Below are 22,326 nucleotides of genomic sequence, written 5' to 3'. Positions count from 1 at the left end.
TGTTTCTCCCGCACTTTGGTTTGCCCCGGGGTGCCTGACACAATCCCCGCCGGCGGCGCTGCAGATATCGGTTTCTGACGACCGATCGATACGAGGTCACGCAATCCAGGCGAGCTGCCTGTTGCGTCAACCTCGTTCCCGGATAAAGTCATACGATAGAAACGGGCGTGTCAAGCGCCGGGCAGGCCGCGGGATGACCTCTCCGAAGCCGCCGATCACGGAGGAAAAAGCGCGGTTCGATGCAGCTCCATGTCCATGCACGCGCGACGAGGCTCAATCCAGACCGACTCTTCGGCCAGGTAGCGCAGAGGCTCGCGGTCGCGATCATCACCGGAGCGTCGCCGGCCGGCGCATTGCTGCCAAACGAGGACGATCTGAAGGACGAGATTTCGGTCTCCCGTACTGCCTATCGCGAGGCGGTCAAGTTCCTGAGCGGCAAGGGGTTGGTCGAGGCCAAGCCGAAAAGTGGTACGCGGGTGGCGCCGCGAGAAGCCTGGAACCTGCTCGACCCGGATGTGCTGGCCTGGCATTTCAAGGCCGACCCGAATGAGAAATTCATCCGAGATCTGTTCGAGCTTCGGCTTTTCGTCGAGCCGAGCGCAGCACGGCTGGCGGCGCAGCGGCGCGAGGCTGCCGACCTGCGCCGGATCGAGGCGGCCTTTCGCGGCATGGCCGAGAACCCGCCCTATGCCGAGCCGACCGTCAATGCCGATCTCGCCTTCCACGAGGCGATCTTCGCGGCCACCCGCAACCCTCCGCTGCAATGCCTCGCGCCTGCCGTCTGCGCGACGATCCAGTGGTCGCTGTTTCTCAAGGCTCCGGACGACCAGTTCTTCTTCACGGCTTCATTGATCGATCACGAGCGCGTTCTCGATGCGATCGTGCAGCGCGATGGCGACCTCGCCGCAGCGCGGATGAGCGGGCTGGTGATCGACAGTCTGAACAGCACTTTGGGTCTGCTCGCGGCGCGAGCGCAGGCGGAAGCGGCGAAAAGCGCGTGATTAAGTCATACTATATCGGGCTGAATCGACAGCCGAGCCGGGATGTCATAACCGGCTCCACAAGCAGCCCCTGCTTGCGCACCCGGGAATTCCCTGTCGGCGCTTGAGCAGCTAGGTTGATTTAATCGTTTTAAGAATTTGAAATCAAGCCAGCAGGCGTTCCACGAAAGCAGGGCCATGACCGCGCAGAACAAGATCGAGATCATCATGACCGGGCCGCTGATGGCCTATGCCGCCGACCAGCTGAAGGCGCGCTTCACCGTGCACGAACTCTGGAAGGAGCAGGATCGCCCGGCGGCGCTGGCCGCCGTGAAGGATCGCGTCCGTGGCGTCGCCGGCGGCGGGGCGCATGTGCGCATCGACGACGCGCTGTTCGATGCGCTTCCCAAGCTGGAAGTCGTCTCGAATTTCGGCGTCGGTTACGACAATGTCGATGCCAAGGCCGCCGGCAAGCGCGGCCTCATCGTCACCAATACGCCTGATGTGCTGACCGATGAGGTCGCCGATCTCGCCATCGGCCTCCTGCTCTCGACCGTGCGCCAGTTGCCGCAGGTCGACCGCTATCTGCGCGCCGGCAAGTGGCTGCAGGGCGCCTATCCGCTCACCACCTCGCTGCGCAAGCGCAAGATCGGCATCGTCGGCCTCGGCCGGATCGGCAAGGCCGTGGCGCGCCGGCTCGAAGCCTTCGACGTGCCGATCGCCTATCACGGCCGCTCGCGCCAGGCCGATGTCGCCTACCGCTATTATCCTTCGCTGGTCGAGATGGCCGGGGATGTCGACACGCTAGTCTCGGTCGCACCGGGCGGCGATTCGACCTATCACATCATCAATGCCGAGGTGCTGAAGGCACTCGGGACGAACGGCATCGTCGTCAATGTCGGCCGCGGCACGGTGGTCGACGAGCAGGCGCTGATCGAGGCGCTGAAGTCCAAGACGATCCTCTCCGCCGGCCTCGACGTCTTCGAGGATGAGCCGCGCGTGCCGGCCGAGCTGATCGCGATGGATCATGTCGTGCTGCTGCCGCATGTCGGTTCGGCATCGGTGCACACGCGCGAACAGATGGGCCAGCTTCTGGTCGACAATCTGGTTTCATGGTTCGATGGCAAGGGTCCTTTGACGCCGGTTGTCGAGACGCCATGGAAAAAAGCCTGATCACGATGGGAATGAGCCGGATGCGGCAAGGCGCAGCGGTCGCCGTTCTGGCGCTGCTGCCGATTTTGCCGGCCGGAGCGCAGACGGTGCCGCTTCCGCGGGGCGCCGAACAGGCGCCCGAGGCGCTGAAGCCGTTCATCGGTGCCTGGGACATCGAGAAACTCGGCGCGTCGCGAAAATGTACCGTGACCTTCGGCGCCGAGGCCGCGGGAAAAGGCCGGCAGGTACGCTTCCCGGCGACCTGCAGGCGGGCCCTGCCGATCCTGGACGATGTCGTTGCCTGGGATGTGTCGGGCGGCGCGCCGCGCCTGCTCGATGGCGCGGGGAAAGCCGTCGTCTCCTTCGAGGAGAAGGCCGATCCCGGGCGCCGGGGAAAGGGCGGCGACGGCGCACAATATGGGCTCGATCCGGCGGGGTATGTGCGAGCGGCACAGCGTCCGACGCCGGGCCGAGCGGAGCTCGCGGCGACGGCAGCAGCACGCCCGACGGCGGTCGATCCGGCAACCGCACCAGCGGCGGGGAGTGTACCCGGCCGTTATGCGGTGATGCGGCAGGCGGGGCGCGACATCTGCAAGCTCGTGCTCTCGACCAGCCCCTCCGGCAATGCCGGCGCCTTCACGACGAGCTTCGATGGGCTCTGCCCCGATACCGGGCTGACGATCTTTTCGCCTATCGCCTGGCGCTATGAGGCGGGCCGGCTCGAATTGATCGCCCGTAAGGGCCACAAGATCGAGTTGGTCTTCGAGGGCGGGCAGTGGCGCAAGGATCCGGCGGTCGGCGCGCCGCTGATGCTGAAGAAGCTACCCTAAAGCGAGCCGCGTTTCGGATCGACGCCTTCTCCGTCATGGTCGGGCTTGTCCCGACCACCCACGTCTTCCTTCCTGCAATGCGGTGTTCAAGACGTGGATGCTCGCCGCAAGGGCGAGCATGACGGTGGAGTTGTATCGCGCTTACGCGATCACGCGACGAACGTCCCGCCGAGCTCGTCGTCGATATGGGCGCGGATGATCTCCTCGAAGCTCGATTCCGCCTTGAAGCCGAGCGCAGGGGCGCGCTTCGCATCGAAATTGCGCGGCCAGCCGGCGACGATGGCGTCGATCACGGGATCGGGCACGCGCTTGATGCGCTTGACCACGTTCTCGCCGGCGACCTTGCGCAAAGCCTCGATCTGCTCGGCGACGGTGGCGGAATAGCCGGGCATGGTCAGGGCGCGGCGCGGGCCGATCGCATTGGTATCCATCGTCGCGGCATGGACGAGGAAGCCGACGGCCGAGCGCGGCGAGGCGTGCCAGTGGCGGACCTGGTCGGAGACCGGCAGCACGGCGTCCTGGCCGTTGAGCGGCTCGCGGATGATGTTGGAGAAGAAGCCGGAGGCGGCCTTGTTCGGCGCGCCTGGCCGCACGCAGATCGTCGGCAGGCGGATACCGACACCATCGAAGAAGCCGCGGCGGGAGTAGTCGCTGAGCAGGAGCTCGCCGATCGCCTTCTGTGTGCCGTAGCTGGTCAGCGGCGTGGTGAAGAACTCGTCCTCGATCTTGTCGTGGAAGGGCGCGCCGAAGACGGCGATCGAGGATGTGAAGATCACCCGCGGCTTGTAGCCGTCGCCGGTGAGGCGGATCGCGTCGAAGAGATAGCGCGTGCCGTCGAGATTGATGCGGTAGCCCTTGTCGAAATCGGCCTCGGCCTCGCCGGAGACGATCGCCGCGAGGTGGACGATCAGCTCGGGGCGCGAGGCGATCAGCTTCTCGGCTTCGCCGGGCTGCGACAGATCGGAGGTCAGCGACTCGAAGGCGAAGGGCGCGTTTGCCGGCGCCGAGGCCGGGAAAACGTCCTGCGCCGTCACCTTGTCGATCGCCTTGCCGCCGAGGCCGCCGTCGCGCGCCAGGCGCTCGATGAACTTGCGGCCGACCATGCCGGCGCCGCCGATGACGAGGATATGCATGTCTTTGTCCGATCTTTCGCTTCTTGACGTTCAGTTGGGGAGGCGGCCGCCGAGATCGTCCTCGATATGGACGCGGATGATCTCGTCGAAATCCCGTTCGGCCTTGAAGCCGAGCGACAGTGCGCGCTTCGCGTCGAAGCGGGTCGGCCAGCCCTTGACGATGTCGGCGGCGGCCTTGTCGGGCGCGCGCCGGATCAGCTTCACCGCTTTGTCGCCGGCGATGCGGCGCAGCGCCTCGATCTGCTCGCCGACAGTGACGCAGACGCCGGGCATGCTGAGGTTGATGCGCGGGCCGAGCTGCTCGCGGCTCAGCGACGCCCCGTGCAGCAGGAAGCCGACGGCGGAGCGCGGCGAGGCATGGGTGAAGATGACGCTATCCTCGACCGGCAGCAGCGCCTCCTGGCCCTGCAAGGGCTCACGGATGATGCCGGAGAAGAAGCCGCCGGCTGAAGCGTTGGGCTTGCCTGGCCGGATCACGATCGAGGGGAAGCGGATGCCGACGCCGTCGACGAAGCCTCGGCGGCTGTAGTCGGCGAGCAGGAGTTCGCCGATCGCCTTTTGCGCGCCGTAGCTGGTCAGCGGCGTGACGTGGAATTCGTCGGAGATCGCCGGCGGGAAGGGCGCGCCGAAGATGCCACTCGACGAGGAGAAGACGAGCTTGGGCACGTAGGCGCCGTTGCGTGCGCTCTCCTGCCGGATCGCATCCAGCAGATTGCGCATGCCGTCGAGATTGATGCGGTAGCCCTTATCGAAATCGCGCTCCGCCTCGCCGGAGATGATCGCGGCGAGGTGGAAGATGATGTCGGGCCGCAGGGCTGCGAGCTCGGCCGCCACTGCAGCCGAACTCGAATCCTCGGTGCGGGCCGCGATCGGCCCGTCGAAGCCGGCCGGCCGCGGCGGCGCCACGACGTCGGTCAGCGTCAACCGCGTGAGCGGCTTGCCGGCGCAGGCGCCCTCGCGGGCGATGCGCGCGGCGAGCCGCGAGCCGATCATGCCGGCGGCGCCGCTGATCAGGACGTGCATGGCGCTTCTCCTGCGCTATTCAGAGCGCGAAGCCGCCATCGGCGAGATAGATCTGGCCGGTGCTGTAGCTCGCCTCGTCAGAAGCGAGATAGACCGTGAGCATGGCGATCTCCTCGGCGGTGCCGAGCCGGCCCATGGGCTGGCGGTCGATGAAGGCCTGGCGGGCGGCCGCCTCGCTCGTCTTGGTCGCCTTGGCGAGGTCGACGATACGTTGGTCGAGCGAGGGCGACTGGATCGTGCCGGGGCAGACCGCGTTGGCGCGGATGCCCTTCTTGATGAAGTCGGCCGCGACCGCCTTCGTCAGGCCGATCACCGCCGCCTTGGTGGCGCCGTAGACATAGCGGTTCGGGATGCCGCGTACCGAGCCGGCGCCCGAGGCGATGTTGACGATCGAGCCCTTGCCGGCGGCGAGCATGCCGGGGACGAAGGCCTTGATCGTGCGGTGCATCGACTTGACGTTGAGGTCGAAGGAGAACTCCCAGGCCTTGTCGTCGCAGTCGAGCACGGTGCCGTGATGGACGAAGCCGGCGGCGTTGACGAGGATGTCGATCGGGCCGACCTTCTCGGCGAAGGCCTCGACCGCCTTGGTCGAGAGCACGTCGAGCTTGCGCTTCTTCGCCTTCGGGATGCCGTCGAGCAAGGCGACGTCCTTGTCGGTCGCCCAGACGGTCGCGCCCTCGGCGACGAAAGCCTCGGCGATCGCCCGGCCGATGCCCTGTCCGGCGGCGGTGACGACCGCGACCTTGCCCTTCAAACGTCCTGCCATCTCGTTTCTTCCCTTTTTTCCGATTATCGGAGGCTGGTTACCTAAGGCTCTTGCGCATATGGATCAGCCGGCGATCCGGCAGATCCTCGTAATGGGTGGTCCGGTAGCCGAGCCGCTCATACCAGCCGATGCGGTCGGCGAGCTTGACGTGGGTGTAGAGATGCACCGCGTCGTGGCCGAGCGCCCTGGCCCGCTCCTCGGTGAAGTCCATCAATTGCGAGCCGATTTTTCGGCCTGTGGCGGCGGGCGAGACGGCGATGCTCCAGAGCGTGAACTTTGCCGGTTCCTCCTCGAGCACGAGGACGCCGTCGAGCGCCCCGTCGCTTTCGGCGAGCCAGACTTCGTGCTCCGCCAGCACCTGATGATAGTCGGCGATGCGTGGCAGCGAGGGCACGCCGATGATGCTCTCATTGGGCAGATAAGCGGCCTCAGTCAGCGCGACGATCGCCGGGATATCGTCCGTCGAGGCGCGCCGCAGGGCCATGTCAGGCGGCTCCGGCGGTTTTCATGAAGTCGCCCAGCGAGGTCTTCTGCTGACCCCGCGCGTCGAAGTTCTCCGGCGCGAGCCAGTTGCGGAAGGCTTGTCCGACCTTGGGCCACTCGCTGTCGAGGATCGAGAACCAGGCGGTGTCGCGGTTCTCGCCCTTGACCACCTGATGCTGGCGGAAGAGGCCTTCGTACTGGAAGCCGAAGCGCAAAGCGGCGCGCTTGGAGGGCTCGTTGCGATTGTTGCACTTCCACTCATAGCGGCGATAGCCGAGCGAGAAGCCGTATTCGCCGACGAGATAGACCGCTTCCGTCGCCATGCGGGTGCGCTGCAGCGACGGGGAATAGGTGATCCAACCGACTTCGAAGACGCCGTGCTCGGGCCTGATTTCCATCATCCAGAGATGGCCCTTGGCCTTGCCATCGGCCTCGTCGATCACGGCGAAGGGGATAATGCCGGCCTTACTTGCCATCGTCGTCAGCAGTTCGCGATAGGCCTCTCGGCTCGGCGGAAGCGTCGCGGGCAGCCAATCCCAGACGGATGGGTGGCCGTCCATGGCCTGCCAGATATCGTCGAGATGGCGGGCCGGATCGAGCGGCTCCAGCCGGCAATAGCGGCCCTGCAGCACCTTGGCCGGTGGGAAGGAACGGGGCGTCCAATTCAACGTCGTCATGCCTTGATCGTCCTGCGCCAGGCGGTGAAGTCGTGGCCGATCTGCCAGTCCGGGCCGAGCTCGGCGGCGATGGCGGCGGCGAGTGCCGCGCCCTCGGTCTCCCAGGCGGCGCGGTCGGTTTCACTGGTGAAGTCGGAGGCAGCTTCGTTCGCCTCGTCATAGATCGCGTCGAAGGTGTCCATCCAGCTTTCCAGCCGGTCGGCGAGCTCGTCCGACAGGCCGATGTCGTCGGCGTCGACCGGCTTGCGCTTGCCTTTGGCGTCGATTTGCCAGAGCCCGCTCTTGCCGAGCCATTCCGGTGCGATGAGAAGCTGCCCGCTCACGAGCGCGCCTTGAGATCTTCTGTGAAGAAGGGATCGATCTGCCGGCTCGGCGCATTGCCGGAAAAGCCGCGGAAGCTGCCTTCCTCCTTGATCATCCGCGTCGACTCGACGAAGCCGGCCCAGGCCGAGCGCGCCGAGGCCGAACCTGTCGAGAGGCGGCGCACGCCCAGCGCCTCGAAGTCGGACACGGACAGTCCGAAATCAGCGAAGGCCACCACGTTGATCGGCTTGCCGCCCGCGGCCGAGACGATCGCGCGGATCTCGTCCGGCGTCTTGACCCCCGGTGCATAGAGGACATCGGCTCCGGCATCGGCGAAGGCGGTGATGCGCTTGACTGCTTCTTGCAGTGGCTTGGGATGGCCGGTGAGGAAAGCTTCGGCCCGGGCTGTCAGCAATACGCCGGAGCCGGTCTCATCGACGGCGCGGCGCGCCGCCTTGACGCGCTCGAGGGCGAGCTCGAATGGGTAGAGCGGCTCGTCCTCGCGCCCGGTAGCATCCTCGATCGAGAGGCCGGCGACGCCTGTCGCGATGCAGAGCTTGACGTTGGCGGCGACGCCGTCGGGCGTGTCGGCATAGCCGTTCTCGAAATCGGCGTTGATCGGCAGATCGGGTACCACCTTCACCAGCTCGGCGAGATGGGCCAGCATCATGTCGCGCGGCACGTCCTGGTCGGCGCGTCCTTTCGTGAAGGCGAAGCCGGCGCTGGTCGAGGCCAGCGCCTTGAAGCCCTGACCACGCAGCCAGCGGGCCGAGCCCTCATCCCAAGGGTTCGGCATGACGAAGCAGCCGGATTCGTGAAGTTTGCGAAACGCGTCGACTTGCGGGCTGTAAGTCATTTTAAATCGTTTCAAATGAGCTCAGGGGCGTCATACTGTCGTCCCTGAGCCGATTTGTCAGCCCCGCTCCCACGCATCTGCCGGCGAGGCGCGATGCGCGGCGGGAATGGCCGGCGGCAGGAGTTCTGCCGCCGGACCTGTGCCGTGTCAGTGGTTGTCGCGCGGCACGCCGAACTTCTTGTGGATCTTCTGGTACTTGACCGCCGGCTTCAGCACCATGCCCTCGGAGAGTTCGCCGACGATCTTGCGCTGGATCTCCTGCCAGGGCGTCTGGCTCTTCGGATACTTGTAGCCGCCATTGGCCTTGAACTCGGTGCGGCGCTGCGCCAGTTCCTCATCCGAGATCAGGATGTTGGCCGTGCGCTTCTTAAGATCGATGCGGACCTTGTCGCCGGTCTTGAGCAAGGCGAGCCCGCCGCCAGTCGCCGCTTCCGGCGAGGCGTTGAGGATCGAGGGCGAGCCCGAGGTGCCGGACTGACGGCCGTCGCCGACACAGGCGAGCGCGGTGACGCCTTTCTTGATCAGGTAATCCGGTGGCCGCATGTTCACGACCTCGGCTGCGCCGGGATACCCGATCGGCCCGACGCCGCGGATGAACAGGACACAGTGCTCGTCGATGGCGAGCGCCGGATCGTCGATGCGGTGGTGATAGTCCTCCGGCCCGTCGAAGACGATCGCCCGGCCCTCGAAGGCCATCGGGTCCTTCGGGTTCTCGAGATAGCGCTTGCGGAATTCCGGCGTGATCACCGAGGTCTTCATGATCGCCGAGTCGAACAGGTTGCCGGAGAGATTTAGGAACCCGGCCTCCTTCTTCATTGGCTCGTCATAGCTCTTGATGACGTTGCGGTTGATCGCGAAGAAGCCCTTGCAGTTCTCCTCGTGGGTGCGGCCGTTGGCGGTGATCGCCGGCTTGAGCTTGCCCTTCTCGAGCAGCTCCGCGATCACGGCGGGCAGGCCACCGGCGCGGTAGTAATCTTCGCCGAGATACTCGCCGGCCGGCTGCATGTTGACCAGCAGCGGCGTGTCGTAGCCGATCTTGGTCCAGTCCTCGTTGTCGAGCTTGACGCCGATATGCTTGGCGATGGCGTTGACGTGGACCGGCGCATTGGTCGAGCCGCCGATCGCCGAATTGATGACGATGGTGTTCTCGAAGGCCTCGCGCGTCAGGATCTTCGAGGGGATCAGGTTCTCCCAGACCATCTCGACGATGCGGCGGCCGGTGAGATAGGCCATCTCGTAGCGGTCGCGATAGGGCGCCGGGATCGCGGCTGCGCCCGGCAGGGTCATGCCCATCGCCTCGGCGAGCGCGTTCATGGTCGAGGCGGTTCCCATGGTGTTGCAGTGACCCGCGGATGGCGCGGACGACGCAACAAGATCGACGAAGCCGCGATAGTCGATCTCGCCGGCCGCCATCATCTGGCGCGCCTTCCAGACGATCGTGCCCGAGCCGGTCCGCTCGCCGCGGAAGGAGCCGTTCAGCATCGGCCCGCCGGGCAGGGCGATCGCCGGAATGTCGACCGTCGCGGCCGCCATGATCTGGGCCGGCGTGGTCTTGTCGCAGCCGGTCGTCAGCACGACGCCGTCGATCGGATAGCCGTAAAGGATCTCGACCAGCGAGAGGTATTGCAGGTTGCGGTCGAGCGAGGCGGTCGGCCGCTTGCAGGTCTCCTGGATCGGATGGATCGGGAACTCGAAGGGCACGCCGCCCATCTCGCGGATGCCGTCGCGGACGCGGGAGGCGAGTTCGAGGTGATGGCGGTTGCAGGGGGCGATGTCGGAACCGGTCTGGGCGATGCCGATGATCGGGCGGCCGGACTGCAGTTCCTCGCGCGACAGGCCGAAATTCATGGTGCGCTCGATATAGAGCGCGGTCATGTCGGCATTGGCGGGATTGTCGAACCAGGCTTTCGAGCGCAACTGCTCCGGCTTGATCTTCCGCACCGGCTTCTTCCCATTAGGCGTCTTGGCCATCCCGTCATTCCCTCTCGCGGCCGGGCGACTTTCGCGCCGCTTCGGCATCGTCTTTAAATCGATTTGACCGACAGGTCATGTCGGTCGCAAGCGGATCGGCAAGGGCGCTTGCCGGAGCTGCTGTATTCTGCATACAGCAGCTTGTGGCGCCGTGCCAATCGCTTGGTGGGCACCGCTGCCAGCAAAGGTCGCTGCGGCGCAGTTTGCAAGTGTTCCAAATGCGTCCCTGTCCGGCCCGGGACGCAAGAAGCGGGCTTGCGCGGCTGCCGGCTTTGCGGCCAAGACAGATTTGGACACGCGGCGGCGCAAGACCGGCCGCGAGCGAAGAGGAAATCGCCATGACGCTGCACGTCGTCCCTTCCTTTGGCCGCATCGGTGAGGAGAACGCCTTCGCCGTGCTCGCCCGCGCCACCGAATTGCAGCGCCAGGGCAAGGACATCATCAATCTCGGCATCGGCCAGCCGGATTTCCCGACGCCGGAGCATATCGTCGAGGCCGCCGTGAAGGCGCTGCGCGACGGCCATCATGGCTACACCCCGGCGAACGGCATCCTGCCTTTGCGCGAGGCTGTGGCGGCCGATCTGCACAAGCGCTTCTCGGTCAATGTCTCGCCTGAGGAGGTGATGATCGTGCCGGGCGGCAAGGTCACCATGTTCATGGCGATCCTGATGTTCGGCGAGCCCGGCGCCGAAATCCTCTATCCCGATCCCGGCTTCCCGATCTATCGCTCGATGATCGAATATACCGGCGCGACGCCGGTGCCGGTGCCGATCCGCGAGGAGAACGGCTTTGCCTTCTCGGCCGAGGAGACATTGGCGCTGATCACGCCGAAGACGCGGCTGCTGATCGTCAACTCGCCGGCGAACCCCACCGGCGGCGTCACGCCCAAGGCCGAAGTCGACAAGCTCGTCGCAGGCCTCGCAAAGTTCCCCGATGTCGCGGTCATGTCGGACGAGATCTACGACCAGATGCTCTATGACGGCGAGAAGCATGTCTGCCTGTTGAGCTACCCGGAGATCCGCGACCGGCTGATCCTGCTCAATGGCTGGTCGAAGACCTATGCCATGACCGGCTGGCGCATGGGCTTCTCGGTTTGGCCGAAGCCGCTCTACGACAATGCCCGCAAGCTCGCGGTGAATTCGCATTCCTGCGTCAACGCTCCGGCGCAATGGGCGGGGCTCGCTGCGCTGACCGGGCCGCAGGATGCAGTCGCGATGATGCTGGCGGAGTTCGATCGGCGTCGGCAGGCGGTGGTCGCCGGGCTGAATGCCCTGCCGGGCGTCTCCTGCATCGTGCCGAAGGGCGCTTTCTATGCCTTCCCGAACGTCTCGCAGACCGGTTGGAAGGCGAAGAAGCTGGCCTCGGCCCTGCTTGAGGACGCCGGCGTCGCCACGATCGGTGGGCCGGATTTCGGTGTCCATGGCGAAGGCTATATCCGGCTCTCCTACGCCAACTCGCTGGAGAATATCGAGCGGGCGCTTGGGCGGATGGGCGAGTTCCTCAAGAACGCGAAGGCTGCCTGAGCATGATTACCTGCCATCTGCGCTACATCGTCGACCCTTACCAGCTCCCGGCCTTCGAGGCCTATGGCAAGGCCTGGATCAGGCTCGTCGAAAGATTCGGCGGCAAGCATCACGGCTATTTCATGCCGTCGGAGGGGACCTCCAACGTGGCACTGGCGATGTTCAGCTTCCCGTCATTCGCCACATACGAGGCTTATCGCGAGGCCGCGTCCAAGGATGCCGAATGCCTTGCGGTCGTCGCGGAGAACGATAGGCACCGCTTCATCATCAGCTATGAGCGCAGCTTCTTCCGGCCGGTGTTCGAGGACGATCAGGGCGTCAAGCGCGCGCCCTGATCAGCCGGAGGGCTTCACGCGCCCCGGCACCAGCCGGACCTTGCGCGGAGCGGCCTGCCAGATCGCGGCCGCCGAGACAAAGCAGCAGGCTATGACCAGCAGGAAGGCGAGGCGGTAGCTGCCGGTGGCGTCGTGGATAATGCCAGCAAGCCAGGGGCCGGCTGCGCCGCCGCCGAGCAGCGCCACCGTGACCGTCCCGAAGATCGCGCCGAAATGCGGCCCTTCGAAAATCTCGAAGACGATCGCGCCCAGTACCGAGGTGATCGCATATCCTAGGAGGCCCTGCGTGATCACCATCACATAGAGCAATACGGGTGAGGGCGTATGCTCCAGCGCGATCAGCGCGGCATAGCAGATGGCGAAGCCGAGGCAGCCGGCCATCCAGATCCATTCGCGGCCGATGCGATCTGACAGGGCGCCGAGGCCGATCTGGCCGGGGATGGCGACGGCGCTGACCAGCCCCAACGCCCAGGCGGCGGTGAGCGGGGAAAAGCCGACTTCGATCAGGTATTTGGTCTGGTGGACCTGCACCGCATACCAGGCGATCAGGGCACAGAAATAGCCGATCATGATCCACCAGAAGCGCGTCGTGCGCAGCGCCCGCGCCAGCGTCCATTCAATCGCGACCCAGGCTGGATCGACCACGGCAGCCTTTCGCTGCGCGGCGACGGCGCCGGCCGGGCCGGTTTCACCATCCGGCTGCAGGCCGAGATCCTGCGGCTTGCGGCGGACCAGCAGGTTGAGCGGGCCGAGCAGGAAAAGCACGAGCAGGCCCATGATCCAGCAGGCGGCGCGCCAGCCATCCCGGCTGATGATCGATTGCAGCCAGGGCAGGAGCAGCAGCGCGCCGACGCCGACGCCGGAAAAGGCGATGCTGATCGCAAAAGCCCGTCGGCGCACGAACCAGTTCGGCAGGAACAGCGACTGCGCCGAAAAACTCATCAGGTTGGCGCCGCAGCCGACGAGGACGCCGAGCGTCAGATAGAGGTGCCAGGCGGCCCCGATCGCGGGCGCGATCAATAGGCCCGCCGCCAGCATCGCGACGCCGATCTCGATGACGACGCGCGGACCGTGCCGGTCCATGACGCGGCCGACGAAGGTGCTGGTCACGGCCGAGAGCAGGAAGCCGAAAGAGAACGCGCCGGAAGCGAGGCCGCGGTCCCAGCCGAACTCGTCGATCAGCGGCGGCAGCAGCAGCGAGAAGGCCGTGCGCGCGCTGACGGCGATCGCCATGGTGACGAAGGCGATGCCGATGACGATCCAGCCATAGTAGAACGGCAGGCGCGTCGACCAATGCGGGGATGATGATTGCATCCCGCATTGGATGGCCGGGTGCGCCGGGCGGTCAATCCATGCCCGGCGCACTCCAGCTCTGCGTCAGTAGTCAGGCCTTGGCGGCGCTCGCCGCCGCGTCGATGTTGGCGACCAGCTCGGCATCGAGGCCGAGCGAGCCGGCGAGGCCGGCGAGGAAGTCCTTCTCGGCCGGGGTGTCCGGATTGATGGCGATCCGCGCGGCCGTATAGATCTGTGCGGCGAGCTCGGGGCTCTCGGCGCCTTCGACCAGCGTATCGACGCTCGCCGGGTTGGCCAGCTCCTGGCTAAGCCATTCATTGGCTTCGGCATCGAGACCGGCTTCGCGCAGGCCGCCCATGATGGCGTTGCGCTCGGCATCATCGATATGGCCGTCGGAGGCCGAGGCCGCGATCATGGCGCGGATGAAGAGCAGCGCATGCTCGTTCTTCGCCGCTTCCGGCTCGAAGCCCGAGCCAGCCGGGGCCGGCAGCGCAGCCTGCTGATCGGCGCCGAGCAGTGGCTTGCCGGCCTGATAGTTCTGATAGGCTTTGTAGGCGAGGCCGCCGATCAAAGCGAGGCCGCCCATCTTGGCCGCGGAACCGGCGATCGAGCGGCCGGCAGAGGTCCCGAAGATCAGCGCGCCGAGGCCGCCGAGCACGGCGCCGGCGGCGAGCTGGTTGCCGCCGAGCATGCCCTTGGCTTGCTCGATCAATTGCTCGGGTGTCTTGCCGCCGGAGAGCTGGCCGACGATGTCAGTCGCGCCTTGCTGCAGCCCGGTGTTGCGGGCGGCGTCCTGCACACCCTGGCTGGCTTGGCCGAAGATCTGGCCAGCCATGCCGGCGAGGCCGCCGGCGCCGCCGCCCTGCTGGATCTGCTGGGCGAGGTTGCCGAGCACGCCGCCGAGCCCGCCGGCCTGGCCACCCTGGGCGCCAGCCTGGCTGCCCGCATTGACGAGGGCATCGAGGAGGGACTTGGCGTTGAACATCGAGAGAGCTCCCTGATAGGTCTGCCGCCGCCGCAATCTAGGTATGCGTCAGCCGGGATACTAGGGCGGCCATGCGATTGCGACGAGAGCATGACGCATGCGATCGCGTCGCGGAAAAACGCGCCGGGGCCTTGCCAATCCCGGTAAAATCCTTATACAGCCGGCCATCGCATCAGGCGCGCATGTCGTTTGCTCGATGAGAGCCGGCTTCCGGTTCGCGTCGCCTTCAGTTTTTTGACCGGTTTCGCCGAGAGGCGGGCCGATGGGAGTACGGGCTATGAAGATCCGCAATTCGCTGAAGTCGCTGCGCGCGCGCCATCGCGACAACCAGCTCGTGCGCCGCAAGGGCCGCGTCTACATCATCAACAAGGTCCAGAAGCGCTTCAAGGCGCGTCAGGGCTGAGGCGTCGCGCGGCTTCAGGGCCGCGCCACCAGCTTCCTTGTCGAGATTGAAAGAGCGGGCTGCACATCGTGCGGCCCGCTTTTTTGGCGTGTATCGAGCTCCGTCCTGCGCTGATCTCGCTGGGCCGTGAATTGACGTTGAGCCTCATCGCGCCCACCTTGGGGGCATGAGGTTGTCTCGTCTTGCCCGTGCCATCCTGATTCCGGGGCTGCTTCTCGCAGCCATGCCGGGAGTGGTCGCCCAGCAGGCACCGCTGCGCGACGGCGCGGTGCCGAATGCCGATCGCGACGACAAGCCGAACCTGCCGGAAGCGCCGCCGCCGCGCAGCCCGGCCGCCACGCTCGACCGCCTGTTTGAGCGACTCGCCGCGGCCAAGACGGCCGAAGAGGCCAAGGGTATCGCCAATCTGATCCAGCGGCGCTGGGCCCGTTCGGGTTCTGACACGGCCGATCTCCTGATGACGAGGGCGCAGGACGCGCTGAAGGCCCGTGAATTGCCGCTGGCGATCGAATTGCTCGACCGGGTCATCACTTTGGAGCCCGACTGGGCCGAGGGCTGGAATCAGCGGGCCAATGCGCTGTTCCTGCAGGGTGATCCGATTCGGTCGATGCTCGACATCGCCGAGACGCTGAAGCGCGAGCCGCGCCATTACGGCGCGATGATGGGGCTCGGCACGATCCTGCGCCAGCAGGGCGACGACAAGCGTGCCATGGTCGCCTATCGGCGTGCGCTCGAGGTCTACCCGCAGCTGGAAGCGGTGAAGGACGCCGTCGAATCGCTCAAGCTCGAGGTTGACGGCCGCGACGCGTGAGATGCCATACCCGTCATGCTCGGGCTTGACCCGAGCATCTCGAGCCGAATGAGTCTCCCAACCAACACCTTCTCGTCTTGAGCTTCCTGGATCTGCGCTTCGCTCCGTCCGAGAATGACGCGCAACCATGATCTTGCCATTTGGCAGCATTTTACTTATATTCTGCCAAATGGAGATTTCCCGATGAGCCAGCTCTCGCCGGTCCCAACTGCCCCGGATACCTTCTCGCCCGCGGCGATCACCGAGGCGGAGGCCGCGGCGATGTTCCGCGCCGCCGTGAACCTGTTCCGGCTCTGGCGGCTGACCGACGAGGAGGCCGCCGTGCTGCTCGACCAGCCGGTGCGCAGCTATCGGCGCTGGAAGGCGGGCGATATCGGCCGCATCGACCGCGACGCCAAAGCGCGGCTCTCCAACCTGATGGGCATCCACAAGGCGCTGCGCCTGATCTTCCGCGAGCCGCAGCGCGGCTATGCCTGGATCAAGGCGGGGAACGAGGCCTTCACCGGCCAGTCGGCACTGGAGGTGATGCTCGGCGGCGAGCTCACCGACCTGATGCGGGTGCGGCGCTATCTCGATGCGGAGCGCGGGCTCTGGTGAATGCCGATGATTTTCCGGTCGCGCAGGTCGCATGGCCGGCGGCAATCCGCATCATCCGCAGCGCCTTCCCGCCGATCGACCTGTTCGAGGACATCGCCGATCCGGTCGACTGGCCGCTGCTGATCCTGGCGGAGATGAAGACCAATCCGCGCCTGATGGAGACGATCGGCAATCTCGATCTGGTGCCGACGGCCCGCCGCGTCTCTGGGGCAGGCGCGAGCTGGCTGATGGCGCCGTTCACCCATGTCAGCCGCGACCGGCCGAGCCGCTTCAGCGATGGCAGCTTCGGCGTGCTCTATGTCGCCGAGAGTTTCGAGACGGCGCTGTTCGAGACGATCCACCACCATGGCCGCTTCATGGCGCGGACGCAGGAACCGCCGGGCTGGACCTCGCAGTTCCGCGAGCTGGTGCTGTCGGTCGACGCCGCCCTGCATGATCTGCGCAGCGAGCGGGCAGGGGAGAGCGCGCTATTGCAGTCGGACGATTATGTGGCGGGCCAGGCACTGGGAGCGAAGCTGCGCACTGCCAAGTCGGAGGGCGTCGTCTATCCGAGCGTGCGCCGCCGGGGAGGGGAGTGCGCCGGGCTGTTCTGGCCTGACCTCGCCAATAATCCCGTCCAGGGCCGGCATCTCGACTATCACTGGAATGGCGAGCGGGTTGATCTCTACCGCGAGGCCGGGACGGGGAAGGTGTTCCGGATCGGGTAGACGGGCTTGGTTGCGCGCGGATGCGAGGCTTGCTGGCGGGAGAGCAGTCTCGCGCTGCGAGCAGACCTCCCCGCCACCAGGCAATCTGGTCCGTCGATGAAGTGCAGCCTATAGGGCCCGCATCCGACGGAGCATCGCCTTGCGTATCATGTGTCTGAACGGCTGGGGTGGAACGCTTCACGAAGAGGCGGAAGCCTATCTCGCGCACGAAGCGCCCGACGTGCTCTGCCTTCAGGAGGTCGTCCATACGCCAGCGACGTCGAAGGAGTGGCTGACCTACCGCGACGGTGACCATGTCTTGCCGCAGCGCGCCAATTTCTTCCGCGACGTATCCGCGGCCCTGCCGGAGCATGTCGCGATCTTCTGCCCGGCGGCGCAGGGCGTGCTGTGGGATGGCGAGGATACCGTTCCATCGCAATGGGGGCTCGCGACTTTCGTGCATCGCAAGCTCCCGATCGTCGCGCAGGCGCAGGGCTTCGTTCACAAGGGCTTTTCGCCTGACGGCTATGGCGAGCATCCGCGCTCGCGCAATGCCCATGTCATTCGGCTCCATGACTTCGATCGTGGCTGGCCGATCACGATCGCGCACATGCACGGGCTGAGAGACCTTCAGGGCAAGATCGACACGCCGGAACGTCTCGAGCAGGCGCATCGCCTGGCTGCCTTGACGCAGGCGGTGGCGCAGCCGGGCGACAGGCTCGTCGTCTGCGGCGACTTCAATGTGGAACCCGGCAGCCAGACCTTCGAGGTTCTGGCAGGGATGGGACTGACCGATCTCGTTGTCGGCCGCGGCCATTCCGGCACGCGGACATCGCACTACAAGAAGCCCGGCCGCCATGCCGACTACATGCTGGTGAACGAGATGGTCGATGTTCTCGCCTTCGAGGTCGTCGAAAGCCCTGAGGTTTCAGACCACAGGCCGCTGCTGCTCGAGGTCTAGAAGGTCGCTCAGAGTCCGCTCCCGTGGTAACGGGAGCGGACGTGCCCTTCGGTCCGAATGTTCAGGCTGCAATCTTGATCGCAACCTTGCCGCGATGCTGACCGCTGCGCAGCCGGTCGAAGGCTGCCTGTGCCACCTCAAAGGGGAATATCTCGTCGATCAGAGGTTTGACGCCCGTGGCCACCGCGGCTTCAAGATCAGCGACGGAGCCGACATAGACTCCGCGAACGTCGATCGCCTTCATCAGGATCGCGCCGGTGTCGATCTCTCCGGAAAATCCGGTGAGAACACCGACCAGCGCAACTTCGCCTCCGGGCCTGGCGGCGCGAAGCGCCTGGTTCAGCGTACCGGAGCCGCCGACCTCCACAACGAGATCGATGCCCTCGCCGCCAGCCATGCTTGCTGCGACCTCGCCCCAGTTCGGCGTGGTGCAGTAATTGATGGTCGCATGTGCGCCGAGCCCGCGCGCCCAGGCGAGCTTCTCATCGGAGCTGGAGGTGACGATCACCCGCGCCCCGGCAGCTCTGGCCATCTGCAGTGCGAAGGTTGAGACGCCGCCGGTGCCCTGGACCAGGACGCTGTCTCCGGGGCGCAGACCACGGCCCCCGAACAGGCAGTTCCAGGCGGTGACTCCGGCGCAAGGGTAGGCGGCAGCCTCTTCGAACGACCAGGCATCCGGGAAAGCGACTGCAGCGGCAGCTGGAACGACAATCTGCTCGGCAAGCACGCCATCGACGAAGCCGCCGCCGAGTGCGGTCGCCTGCTTGCGGGCCGAGAATGCCCCGTCCAGCCAGCCGGGCATGAAGCCGAGCGCGACACGCTGGCCGAGCCGGTCGCGAGACACGCCGTCGCCGATCTGCACGACAATGCCCGCGCCGTCCGAAAGCGGGACGAGATCGCGCTTCTGGTCGCCGCCATAGCGCCCCTCCTGCACGATCAGGTCCCGATAGTTGAGGGTGGCGGCCTTGAGGTCGACCAGCACTTCCCCGGGCCCCGGCTTTGATACCGGTTCGTCGTGCAGCGTCAGCGGGGCGTTCGGTCCGTTCAGTCGATAAGCGCGCAACGTCGTCTCCTTGGTCAGGGTTGGCGCGCTAGAGCTAGGTCTATAAGGATATCTTCGTAAGTACGATCAAAAGGAACATGTACTATCATGAATGATAGTGTCAGGCAGGCGCGCCGCAAGGCGACGCGGACCGGTTGTGCAGTCGAAGCGACGCTCAGCGTCCTCGGTGGGATCTGGAAGCCGGTGCTGATGTTTCACCTTCTCGAGGGCCGGCTGCGCTTCAATGCGCTGTGCCGCCTGACAGCCAACGCCACCCCCCGGATGGTGACGATCCAGCTCCGCGAGCTCGAAGCCGACGGCATAGTGCGCCGCACTGTCTACCCGGAGGTGCCGCCGCGGGTTGAGTACGAGCTGACAGATTTCGGCCGAACGCTGGAGCCGGTGCTGATCAGCTTGAGAGACTGGGGAGAGGCCCTGCAGGCCCGGGACCATGCCGAAGCGGCATCGACATTACTGTCTCCAGGCGGGGTGCGTTCGGCAGAGCTGGTCTCAGGCGATCATTGATCGCTTGGCATTCGAGTATGCCGTTTTGGCAGAGCGCGCGGGCGCCCCGGGGTTGAGTGTCGGTGCGAAGGCAGACACACTCTTCGCCTACAAGGCTGCGACCTAAACTCTCACCGCCTTCGCCTTCCGATCCGCTCCACCGAAGACGCGCAGGTAACGCGCGATCTCGGCTGCATCGCCGGTCGCCTTGTTGGGGTTGTCGGAGAGCTTCACCGCCGGGCGGCCATTGGCGCTGACGACCTTGCAGACCAGCGAGATCGGGTCGAGATCGGGCGTGCCGACCGGCGAGCAGCCGACGAAGTCGTTGGTCAGGTTGGTGCCCCAGCCGAAACCGGTGCGGACCCGGCCATGGAAATGCCGATAGGCCTCCTCGATCGAGTCGATGTCCATGCCGTCGGAGAAGATCAGTAGCTTTGTCTTGGGATCGCGGCCCTGCGACTGCCACCAGGCGATGATCTGCTCGCCGGCCTCGATCGGCGGGGCGCTGTCGGGGCGAAAGCCGGTCCAGTCGGCGAGCCAGGCGGGCGCGTCGCGCAGGAAAGCCGTGGTCCCGAAAGCGTCCGGCAGCACGATCAGGAGGTTGCCGCCATAGACCTGGCGCCATTCGTCGAGCACGCGATAGGGCGCCCGTTTCAGCTCCTCGTCGCTGTCCGCCAGCGCAGCCAGCACCATCGGCAGTTCATGGGCGTTGGTGCCGATCGCTTCGAGGTCGTTCTCCATGGCGAGCAGGACGTTGGACGTGCCTGTGAAGGTCGGCCCCAGGCCTTCCTTCAGCGCCTCAACGCACCAGCGCTGCCAGAGATGGCCATGGCGGCGGCGCGTGCCGAAATCGGAGATGCGCAGGTCCGGCAGCTTCTTCAGCCGCTCGACCTTGTCCCAGAGCTTCGACTTGGCGCGGGCATAGAGCACGTCGAGGGCGAAGCGGTCCCAGGTCTTCAGCGCCTGGCGCGAGCGCAGTTCGTTGACGATGGCGAGCGCCGGGATCTCCCACATCATCGAATGGGTCCAGGGGCCGGCGAAGGTCAGCTCGTACTGGCCGTCGACCTTGCGCAGCTCGTAATCCGGTAGGCGGAACTCGGCGAGCCAGGCGATGAAGTCCGGCGTGAACATCTGGGTCTTGCCGTAGAAGCTGTTGCCGGCGAGCCAGATCAGTTCCTTCTTGGTGAAGCGCAATTCGCGGGCATGGTCGAGCTGGGCACGCAGCTCGGCTTCCTCGATCACGTCGGCGAGGCGGATCTGTTTGGAGCGATTGATCAGGCCGAAGGTGACCTGCACCTCCGGATGGAAGCTCCTGATCATCTGCAGCATCAGCAGCTTGTAGAAATCGGTGTCGAGCAGGCTGCGGATGATCGGGTCGAGCCGCCAGCTGTGATTATAGGTCCGGGTGGCGATGTCGGTGAGGGCCATGGGCGTCGCTGGCTCGCAGAGGCTGACCGCTCAAGCAGTAGAGCAGGGGCGGCCGCAGGGGAATGCCGAGCAGATCAAGCCTGCTCGACATGCTCCTTGGCGACGAAGGCGATACGGACCATGTTGGTCGCGCCCGGCGTGCCGAAGGGAACGCCGGCGACGACGATGAGTCGGTCGCCCTCGGCAGCGAAGCCCTCGCGCACCGAAAACTTGCAGGCGCGGAAGGCCATGTCGTCGATGTCGCTGGCGTCCTTGGTGACGACGGCATGGACGCCCCAGACCAGCGTGAGGCGGCGGGCGGTGGCTGCGTTCGGCGTCAGCGCGATCACGGTCGAGTTCGGTCGCTCGCGGGCGATGCGGAAGGCGGTCGAGCCCGAGGAGGTCCAGGCGGCGATCGCCTTGAGGTGCAGCGCGTCGGCAATCTCGTGCGAGGCCTTGGCGATGGCGTCGGCGCCGGTCGCTTCCGGTTCGGCCTTCTGCGATTCGAGGATGGAGCGGTAGATCGACTCGCTCTCGACCTCCTCGGCGATGCGGTTCATCATTGCAACCGCCTCGATCGGGTACTGGCCGGCAGCGCTCTCGGCCGAGAGCATGACGGCGTCGGCGCCCTCGAAGACGGCGGTGGCGACGTCGGAGACCTCGGCGCGGGTCGGGACCGGCGCGGTGATCATGCTCTCGAGCATCTGCGTCGCGACCACGACCGGCTTGCCCATGCGCCGCGCCATGCGGGTGATGCGCTTTTGCGTGCCAGGCACCTTCTCAAGCGGCATCTCGACGCCGAGATCGCCGCGCGCCACCATGATCGCGTCGGAGGCTTCGATGATCTCCTGCAGGCGCAGCACAGCCTGCGGCTTCTCGATCTTGGCGAGCGCCAGCGCCCGGCCCTGCACGATCTTGCGGAGGTCCGCCATGTCCTCCGGCCGCTGCACGAAGGAAAGCGCGATCCAGTCGACGCCAGCCTCGGCCGCGGCTTCCGCGTCCGAGCGGTCCTTGTCCGTCATCGCCGAGACCGGGATCGTGGTGTCGGGCAGGCTGACGCCCTTGCGCGAGGAGAGCCGGCCGCCGACGACGACCTTGGTCACGGCCTGCTTCGGCGAAGCCTTCTCGACGACGAGGCGGATCTTGCCGTCGTCGAGGATGAGATGATGGCCGGGCTCCAGCGCCGTCAGGATCTCCGGATGTGGCAGGTGCACGCGCTTGACCGTGCCGGGCGCCGGATCGGCGTCGAGGGTGAAGCGGGCGTCCTTCTCCAGCATGACGCCGCCATCGCCGCCGAACTGGCCGACGCGTAGCTTCGGCCCCTGCAGGTCGGCGAGGATGCCGACCGGCCGGCGGAACTGCTTCTCCAGCCCGCGCAGCATCGCGATCCTGGCCGGCAGGTCCTCGCGCTGGGTGTGGCTCATATTGATGCGGAAGACGTCGACACCGGCCTTGAACAGCGCCGCGCACATCTCCGAGGTGGACGAGGCCGGCCCCAGCGTCGCGATGATCTTGATCCGCCGTTCCCGCTTCATCGCGCCATTTTCCCCTGAGAAGCCATATCGTGCCTGCTCACTGCAGGCCTCGCCGATTCAAACGATTAGG

General features: G+C 66.0%; 24 protein-coding genes. 11 read left to right on the top strand and 13 right to left on the bottom strand.

All coding sequences use genetic code 11. The features are described from left to right. Nucleotides 1–239: 239 nt before the first annotated feature. The 3 genes from ACWIGM_RS06445 to ACWIGM_RS06435 all read left to right on the top strand — a co-directional run bounded on the left by ACWIGM_RS06445 (nucleotide 240) and on the right by ACWIGM_RS06435 (nucleotide 2,962). Nucleotides 240–1,001, top strand: coding sequence for a FadR/GntR family transcriptional regulator (locus ACWIGM_RS06445; protein WP_454025069.1), 762 nt, complete (start codon nucleotides 240–242; stop codon nucleotides 999–1,001). Nucleotides 1,002–1,178: 177 nt separating this feature from the next. Then, nucleotides 1,179–2,153: a 2-hydroxyacid dehydrogenase gene (locus ACWIGM_RS06440; protein ID WP_454025068.1), complete on the top strand. Its 975-nt coding sequence runs from the start codon at nucleotides 1,179–1,181 to the stop codon at nucleotides 2,151–2,153. Further along, nucleotides 2,138–2,962, top strand: coding sequence for an AprI/Inh family metalloprotease inhibitor (locus ACWIGM_RS06435; RefSeq protein WP_454025067.1), 825 nt, complete (start codon nucleotides 2,138–2,140; stop codon nucleotides 2,960–2,962). The genes ACWIGM_RS06440 and ACWIGM_RS06435 overlap by 16 nt, the downstream gene beginning before the upstream one ends. Nucleotides 2,963–3,111: 149 nt before the next feature. On the opposite strand, the gene denD (ACWIGM_RS06430) is transcribed toward ACWIGM_RS06435, so the two are convergent. The 8 genes from denD (ACWIGM_RS06430) to ACWIGM_RS06395 form a co-directional block, all read right to left on the bottom strand. Continuing rightward, nucleotides 3,112–4,095 (bottom strand): D-erythronate dehydrogenase, encoded by a 984-nt coding sequence (gene denD, locus ACWIGM_RS06430; protein WP_454025066.1) that lies wholly within the window; start codon nucleotides 4,093–4,095, stop codon nucleotides 3,112–3,114. 30 nt (nucleotides 4,096–4,125) lie between these two features. Continuing rightward, complete coding sequence (gene denD, locus ACWIGM_RS06425) at nucleotides 4,126–5,118, bottom strand: D-erythronate dehydrogenase (RefSeq protein WP_454025065.1); 993 nt, start codon at nucleotides 5,116–5,118, stop codon at nucleotides 4,126–4,128. A gap of 19 nt (nucleotides 5,119–5,137) precedes the next feature. Continuing rightward, nucleotides 5,138–5,884 carry an SDR family oxidoreductase gene (locus tag ACWIGM_RS06420; RefSeq protein WP_454025064.1) on the bottom strand — a complete coding sequence of 249 codons (747 nt, stop codon included), beginning with the start codon at nucleotides 5,882–5,884 and terminating at the stop codon, nucleotides 5,138–5,140. 37 nt (nucleotides 5,885–5,921) lie between these two features. Further along, entirely contained in the window at nucleotides 5,922–6,368 is a 447-nt protein-coding gene (locus ACWIGM_RS06415) for a GNAT family N-acetyltransferase (protein WP_454025063.1), read from the bottom strand. A gap of 1 nt (nucleotide 6,369) precedes the next feature. After that, on the bottom strand, nucleotides 6,370–7,044 hold the full coding sequence (locus ACWIGM_RS06410) for a GNAT family N-acetyltransferase (protein WP_454025062.1): 675 nt from the start codon (nucleotides 7,042–7,044) through the stop codon (nucleotides 6,370–6,372). After that, complete coding sequence (locus ACWIGM_RS06405) at nucleotides 7,041–7,367, bottom strand: hypothetical protein (RefSeq protein ID WP_454025061.1); 327 nt, start codon at nucleotides 7,365–7,367, stop codon at nucleotides 7,041–7,043. Before ACWIGM_RS06405 ends, ACWIGM_RS06410 begins: the two co-directional genes overlap by 4 nt. After that, a complete protein-coding gene (locus ACWIGM_RS06400) occupies nucleotides 7,364–8,203 on the bottom strand; it encodes an isocitrate lyase/PEP mutase family protein (protein ID WP_454025060.1) in 840 nt (279 codons plus the stop codon). Before ACWIGM_RS06400 ends, ACWIGM_RS06405 begins: the two co-directional genes overlap by 4 nt. Nucleotides 8,204–8,350: 147 nt before the next feature. Beyond that, nucleotides 8,351–10,174 (bottom strand): IlvD/Edd family dehydratase, encoded by a 1,824-nt coding sequence (locus ACWIGM_RS06395; RefSeq protein WP_454025059.1) that lies wholly within the window; start codon nucleotides 10,172–10,174, stop codon nucleotides 8,351–8,353. Between the two features lie 338 nt (nucleotides 10,175–10,512). Between ACWIGM_RS06395 and ACWIGM_RS06390 the strand changes: the two genes are divergently transcribed. Continuing rightward, complete coding sequence (locus tag ACWIGM_RS06390; protein ID WP_454025058.1) at nucleotides 10,513–11,697, top strand: pyridoxal phosphate-dependent aminotransferase; 1,185 nt, start codon at nucleotides 10,513–10,515, stop codon at nucleotides 11,695–11,697. A 2-nt stretch (nucleotides 11,698–11,699) separates the two neighbouring features. Further along, nucleotides 11,700–12,032 carry an NIPSNAP family protein gene (locus ACWIGM_RS06385; RefSeq protein ID WP_454025057.1) on the top strand — a complete coding sequence of 111 codons (333 nt, stop codon included), beginning with the start codon at nucleotides 11,700–11,702 and terminating at the stop codon, nucleotides 12,030–12,032. On the opposite strand, the gene ACWIGM_RS06380 is transcribed toward ACWIGM_RS06385, so the two are convergent. Together ACWIGM_RS06380 and ACWIGM_RS06375 are read right to left on the bottom strand one after the other, a co-directional pair. Further along, nucleotides 12,033–13,346: an MFS transporter gene (locus ACWIGM_RS06380; protein WP_454025056.1), complete on the bottom strand. Its 1,314-nt coding sequence runs from the start codon at nucleotides 13,344–13,346 to the stop codon at nucleotides 12,033–12,035. A gap of 70 nt (nucleotides 13,347–13,416) precedes the next feature. Then, nucleotides 13,417–14,310 (bottom strand): tellurite resistance TerB family protein, encoded by an 894-nt coding sequence (locus ACWIGM_RS06375; RefSeq protein ID WP_454025055.1) that lies wholly within the window; start codon nucleotides 14,308–14,310, stop codon nucleotides 13,417–13,419. A 277-nt stretch (nucleotides 14,311–14,587) separates the two neighbouring features. Here ACWIGM_RS06375 and ykgO point away from each other — a divergent pair, with 277 nt between their 5' ends. The 5 genes from ykgO to ACWIGM_RS06350 all read left to right on the top strand — a co-directional run bounded on the left by ykgO (nucleotide 14,588) and on the right by ACWIGM_RS06350 (nucleotide 17,768). Then, nucleotides 14,588–14,713: a type B 50S ribosomal protein L36 gene (gene ykgO / locus ACWIGM_RS06370; protein WP_038363015.1), complete on the top strand. Its 126-nt coding sequence runs from the start codon at nucleotides 14,588–14,590 to the stop codon at nucleotides 14,711–14,713. 172 nt (nucleotides 14,714–14,885) lie between these two features. After that, a complete protein-coding gene (locus ACWIGM_RS06365) occupies nucleotides 14,886–15,524 on the top strand; it encodes a tetratricopeptide repeat protein (protein ID WP_454025054.1) in 639 nt (212 codons plus the stop codon). Nucleotides 15,525–15,707: 183 nt separating this feature from the next. Next, a complete protein-coding gene (locus ACWIGM_RS06360; RefSeq protein WP_454025053.1) occupies nucleotides 15,708–16,121 on the top strand; it encodes an MbcA/ParS/Xre antitoxin family protein in 414 nt (137 codons plus the stop codon). Then, complete coding sequence (locus ACWIGM_RS06355) at nucleotides 16,118–16,828, top strand: RES family NAD+ phosphorylase (protein WP_454025052.1); 711 nt, start codon at nucleotides 16,118–16,120, stop codon at nucleotides 16,826–16,828. Before ACWIGM_RS06360 ends, ACWIGM_RS06355 begins: the two co-directional genes overlap by 4 nt. A 139-nt stretch (nucleotides 16,829–16,967) precedes the next feature. Next, complete coding sequence (locus ACWIGM_RS06350) at nucleotides 16,968–17,768, top strand: endonuclease/exonuclease/phosphatase family protein (protein WP_454025051.1); 801 nt, start codon at nucleotides 16,968–16,970, stop codon at nucleotides 17,766–17,768. Between the two features lie 61 nt (nucleotides 17,769–17,829). On the opposite strand, the gene ACWIGM_RS06345 is transcribed toward ACWIGM_RS06350, so the two are convergent. Beyond that, nucleotides 17,830–18,831 (bottom strand): zinc-dependent alcohol dehydrogenase family protein, encoded by a 1,002-nt coding sequence (locus tag ACWIGM_RS06345; RefSeq protein ID WP_454025050.1) that lies wholly within the window; start codon nucleotides 18,829–18,831, stop codon nucleotides 17,830–17,832. 87 nt (nucleotides 18,832–18,918) lie between these two features. On the opposite strand from ACWIGM_RS06345, the gene ACWIGM_RS06340 reads away from it, so the two are divergent. After that, on the top strand, nucleotides 18,919–19,335 hold the full coding sequence (locus ACWIGM_RS06340) for a winged helix-turn-helix transcriptional regulator (RefSeq protein WP_454025049.1): 417 nt from the start codon (nucleotides 18,919–18,921) through the stop codon (nucleotides 19,333–19,335). A 102-nt stretch (nucleotides 19,336–19,437) separates the two neighbouring features. On the opposite strand, the gene pncB is transcribed toward ACWIGM_RS06340, so the two are convergent. Both pncB and pyk read right to left on the bottom strand, forming a co-directional pair. Then, complete coding sequence (pncB, locus tag ACWIGM_RS06335; RefSeq protein WP_454025048.1) at nucleotides 19,438–20,742, bottom strand: nicotinate phosphoribosyltransferase; 1,305 nt, start codon at nucleotides 20,740–20,742, stop codon at nucleotides 19,438–19,440. A gap of 74 nt (nucleotides 20,743–20,816) precedes the next feature. After that, nucleotides 20,817–22,256, bottom strand: a complete 1,440-nt coding sequence (gene pyk / locus ACWIGM_RS06330; protein ID WP_454025047.1) for a pyruvate kinase — start codon at nucleotides 22,254–22,256, stop codon at nucleotides 20,817–20,819. Between the last annotated feature and the right edge of the window lie 70 nt (nucleotides 22,257–22,326).

It is taken from the genome of Allobosea sp. NPDC055332 (genome assembly GCF_053645455.1).
The sequence above is the reverse complement of the archived record's forward strand: the minus strand, read 5'-3'. Positions and strand labels throughout refer to the sequence as shown.

Bases quoted from the DNA above. Each gene is read 5' to 3' on its own strand.
- ACWIGM_RS06340 (WP_454025049.1), top strand. From the start codon at position 18,919: ATGAATGATAGTGTCAGGCAGGCGCGCCGCAAGGCGACGCGGACCGGT.
- ACWIGM_RS06440 (WP_454025068.1), top strand. From the start codon at position 1,179: ATGACCGCGCAGAACAAGATCGAGATCATCATGACCGGGCCGCTGATG.
- ACWIGM_RS06445 (WP_454025069.1), top strand. From the start codon at position 240: ATGCAGCTCCATGTCCATGCACGCGCGACGAGGCTCAATCCAGACCGA.
- ACWIGM_RS06410 (WP_454025062.1), bottom strand. From the start codon at position 7,044: ATGACGACGTTGAATTGGACGCCCCGTTCCTTCCCACCGGCCAAGGTG.
- ACWIGM_RS06360 (WP_454025053.1), top strand. From the start codon at position 15,708: ATGAGCCAGCTCTCGCCGGTCCCAACTGCCCCGGATACCTTCTCGCCC.
- ACWIGM_RS06435 (WP_454025067.1), top strand. From the start codon at position 2,138: ATGGAAAAAAGCCTGATCACGATGGGAATGAGCCGGATGCGGCAAGGC.
- ACWIGM_RS06380 (WP_454025056.1), bottom strand. From the start codon at position 13,346: ATGCAATCATCATCCCCGCATTGGTCGACGCGCCTGCCGTTCTACTAT.
- ACWIGM_RS06415 (WP_454025063.1), bottom strand. From the start codon at position 6,368: ATGGCCCTGCGGCGCGCCTCGACGGACGATATCCCGGCGATCGTCGCG.
- ykgO (WP_038363015.1), top strand. From the start codon at position 14,588: ATGAAGATCCGCAATTCGCTGAAGTCGCTGCGCGCGCGCCATCGCGAC.
- ACWIGM_RS06390 (WP_454025058.1), top strand. From the start codon at position 10,513: ATGACGCTGCACGTCGTCCCTTCCTTTGGCCGCATCGGTGAGGAGAAC.
- pyk (WP_454025047.1), bottom strand. From the start codon at position 22,256: ATGAAGCGGGAACGGCGGATCAAGATCATCGCGACGCTGGGGCCGGCC.
- ACWIGM_RS06395 (WP_454025059.1), bottom strand. From the start codon at position 10,174: ATGGCCAAGACGCCTAATGGGAAGAAGCCGGTGCGGAAGATCAAGCCG.
- ACWIGM_RS06400 (WP_454025060.1), bottom strand. From the start codon at position 8,203: ATGACTTACAGCCCGCAAGTCGACGCGTTTCGCAAACTTCACGAATCC.
- ACWIGM_RS06420 (WP_454025064.1), bottom strand. From the start codon at position 5,884: ATGGCAGGACGTTTGAAGGGCAAGGTCGCGGTCGTCACCGCCGCCGGA.
- ACWIGM_RS06385 (WP_454025057.1), top strand. From the start codon at position 11,700: ATGATTACCTGCCATCTGCGCTACATCGTCGACCCTTACCAGCTCCCG.
- ACWIGM_RS06375 (WP_454025055.1), bottom strand. From the start codon at position 14,310: ATGTTCAACGCCAAGTCCCTCCTCGATGCCCTCGTCAATGCGGGCAGC.
- denD (WP_454025066.1), bottom strand. From the start codon at position 4,095: ATGCATATCCTCGTCATCGGCGGCGCCGGCATGGTCGGCCGCAAGTTC.
- denD (WP_454025065.1), bottom strand. From the start codon at position 5,118: ATGCACGTCCTGATCAGCGGCGCCGCCGGCATGATCGGCTCGCGGCTC.
- pncB (WP_454025048.1), bottom strand. From the start codon at position 20,742: ATGGCCCTCACCGACATCGCCACCCGGACCTATAATCACAGCTGGCGG.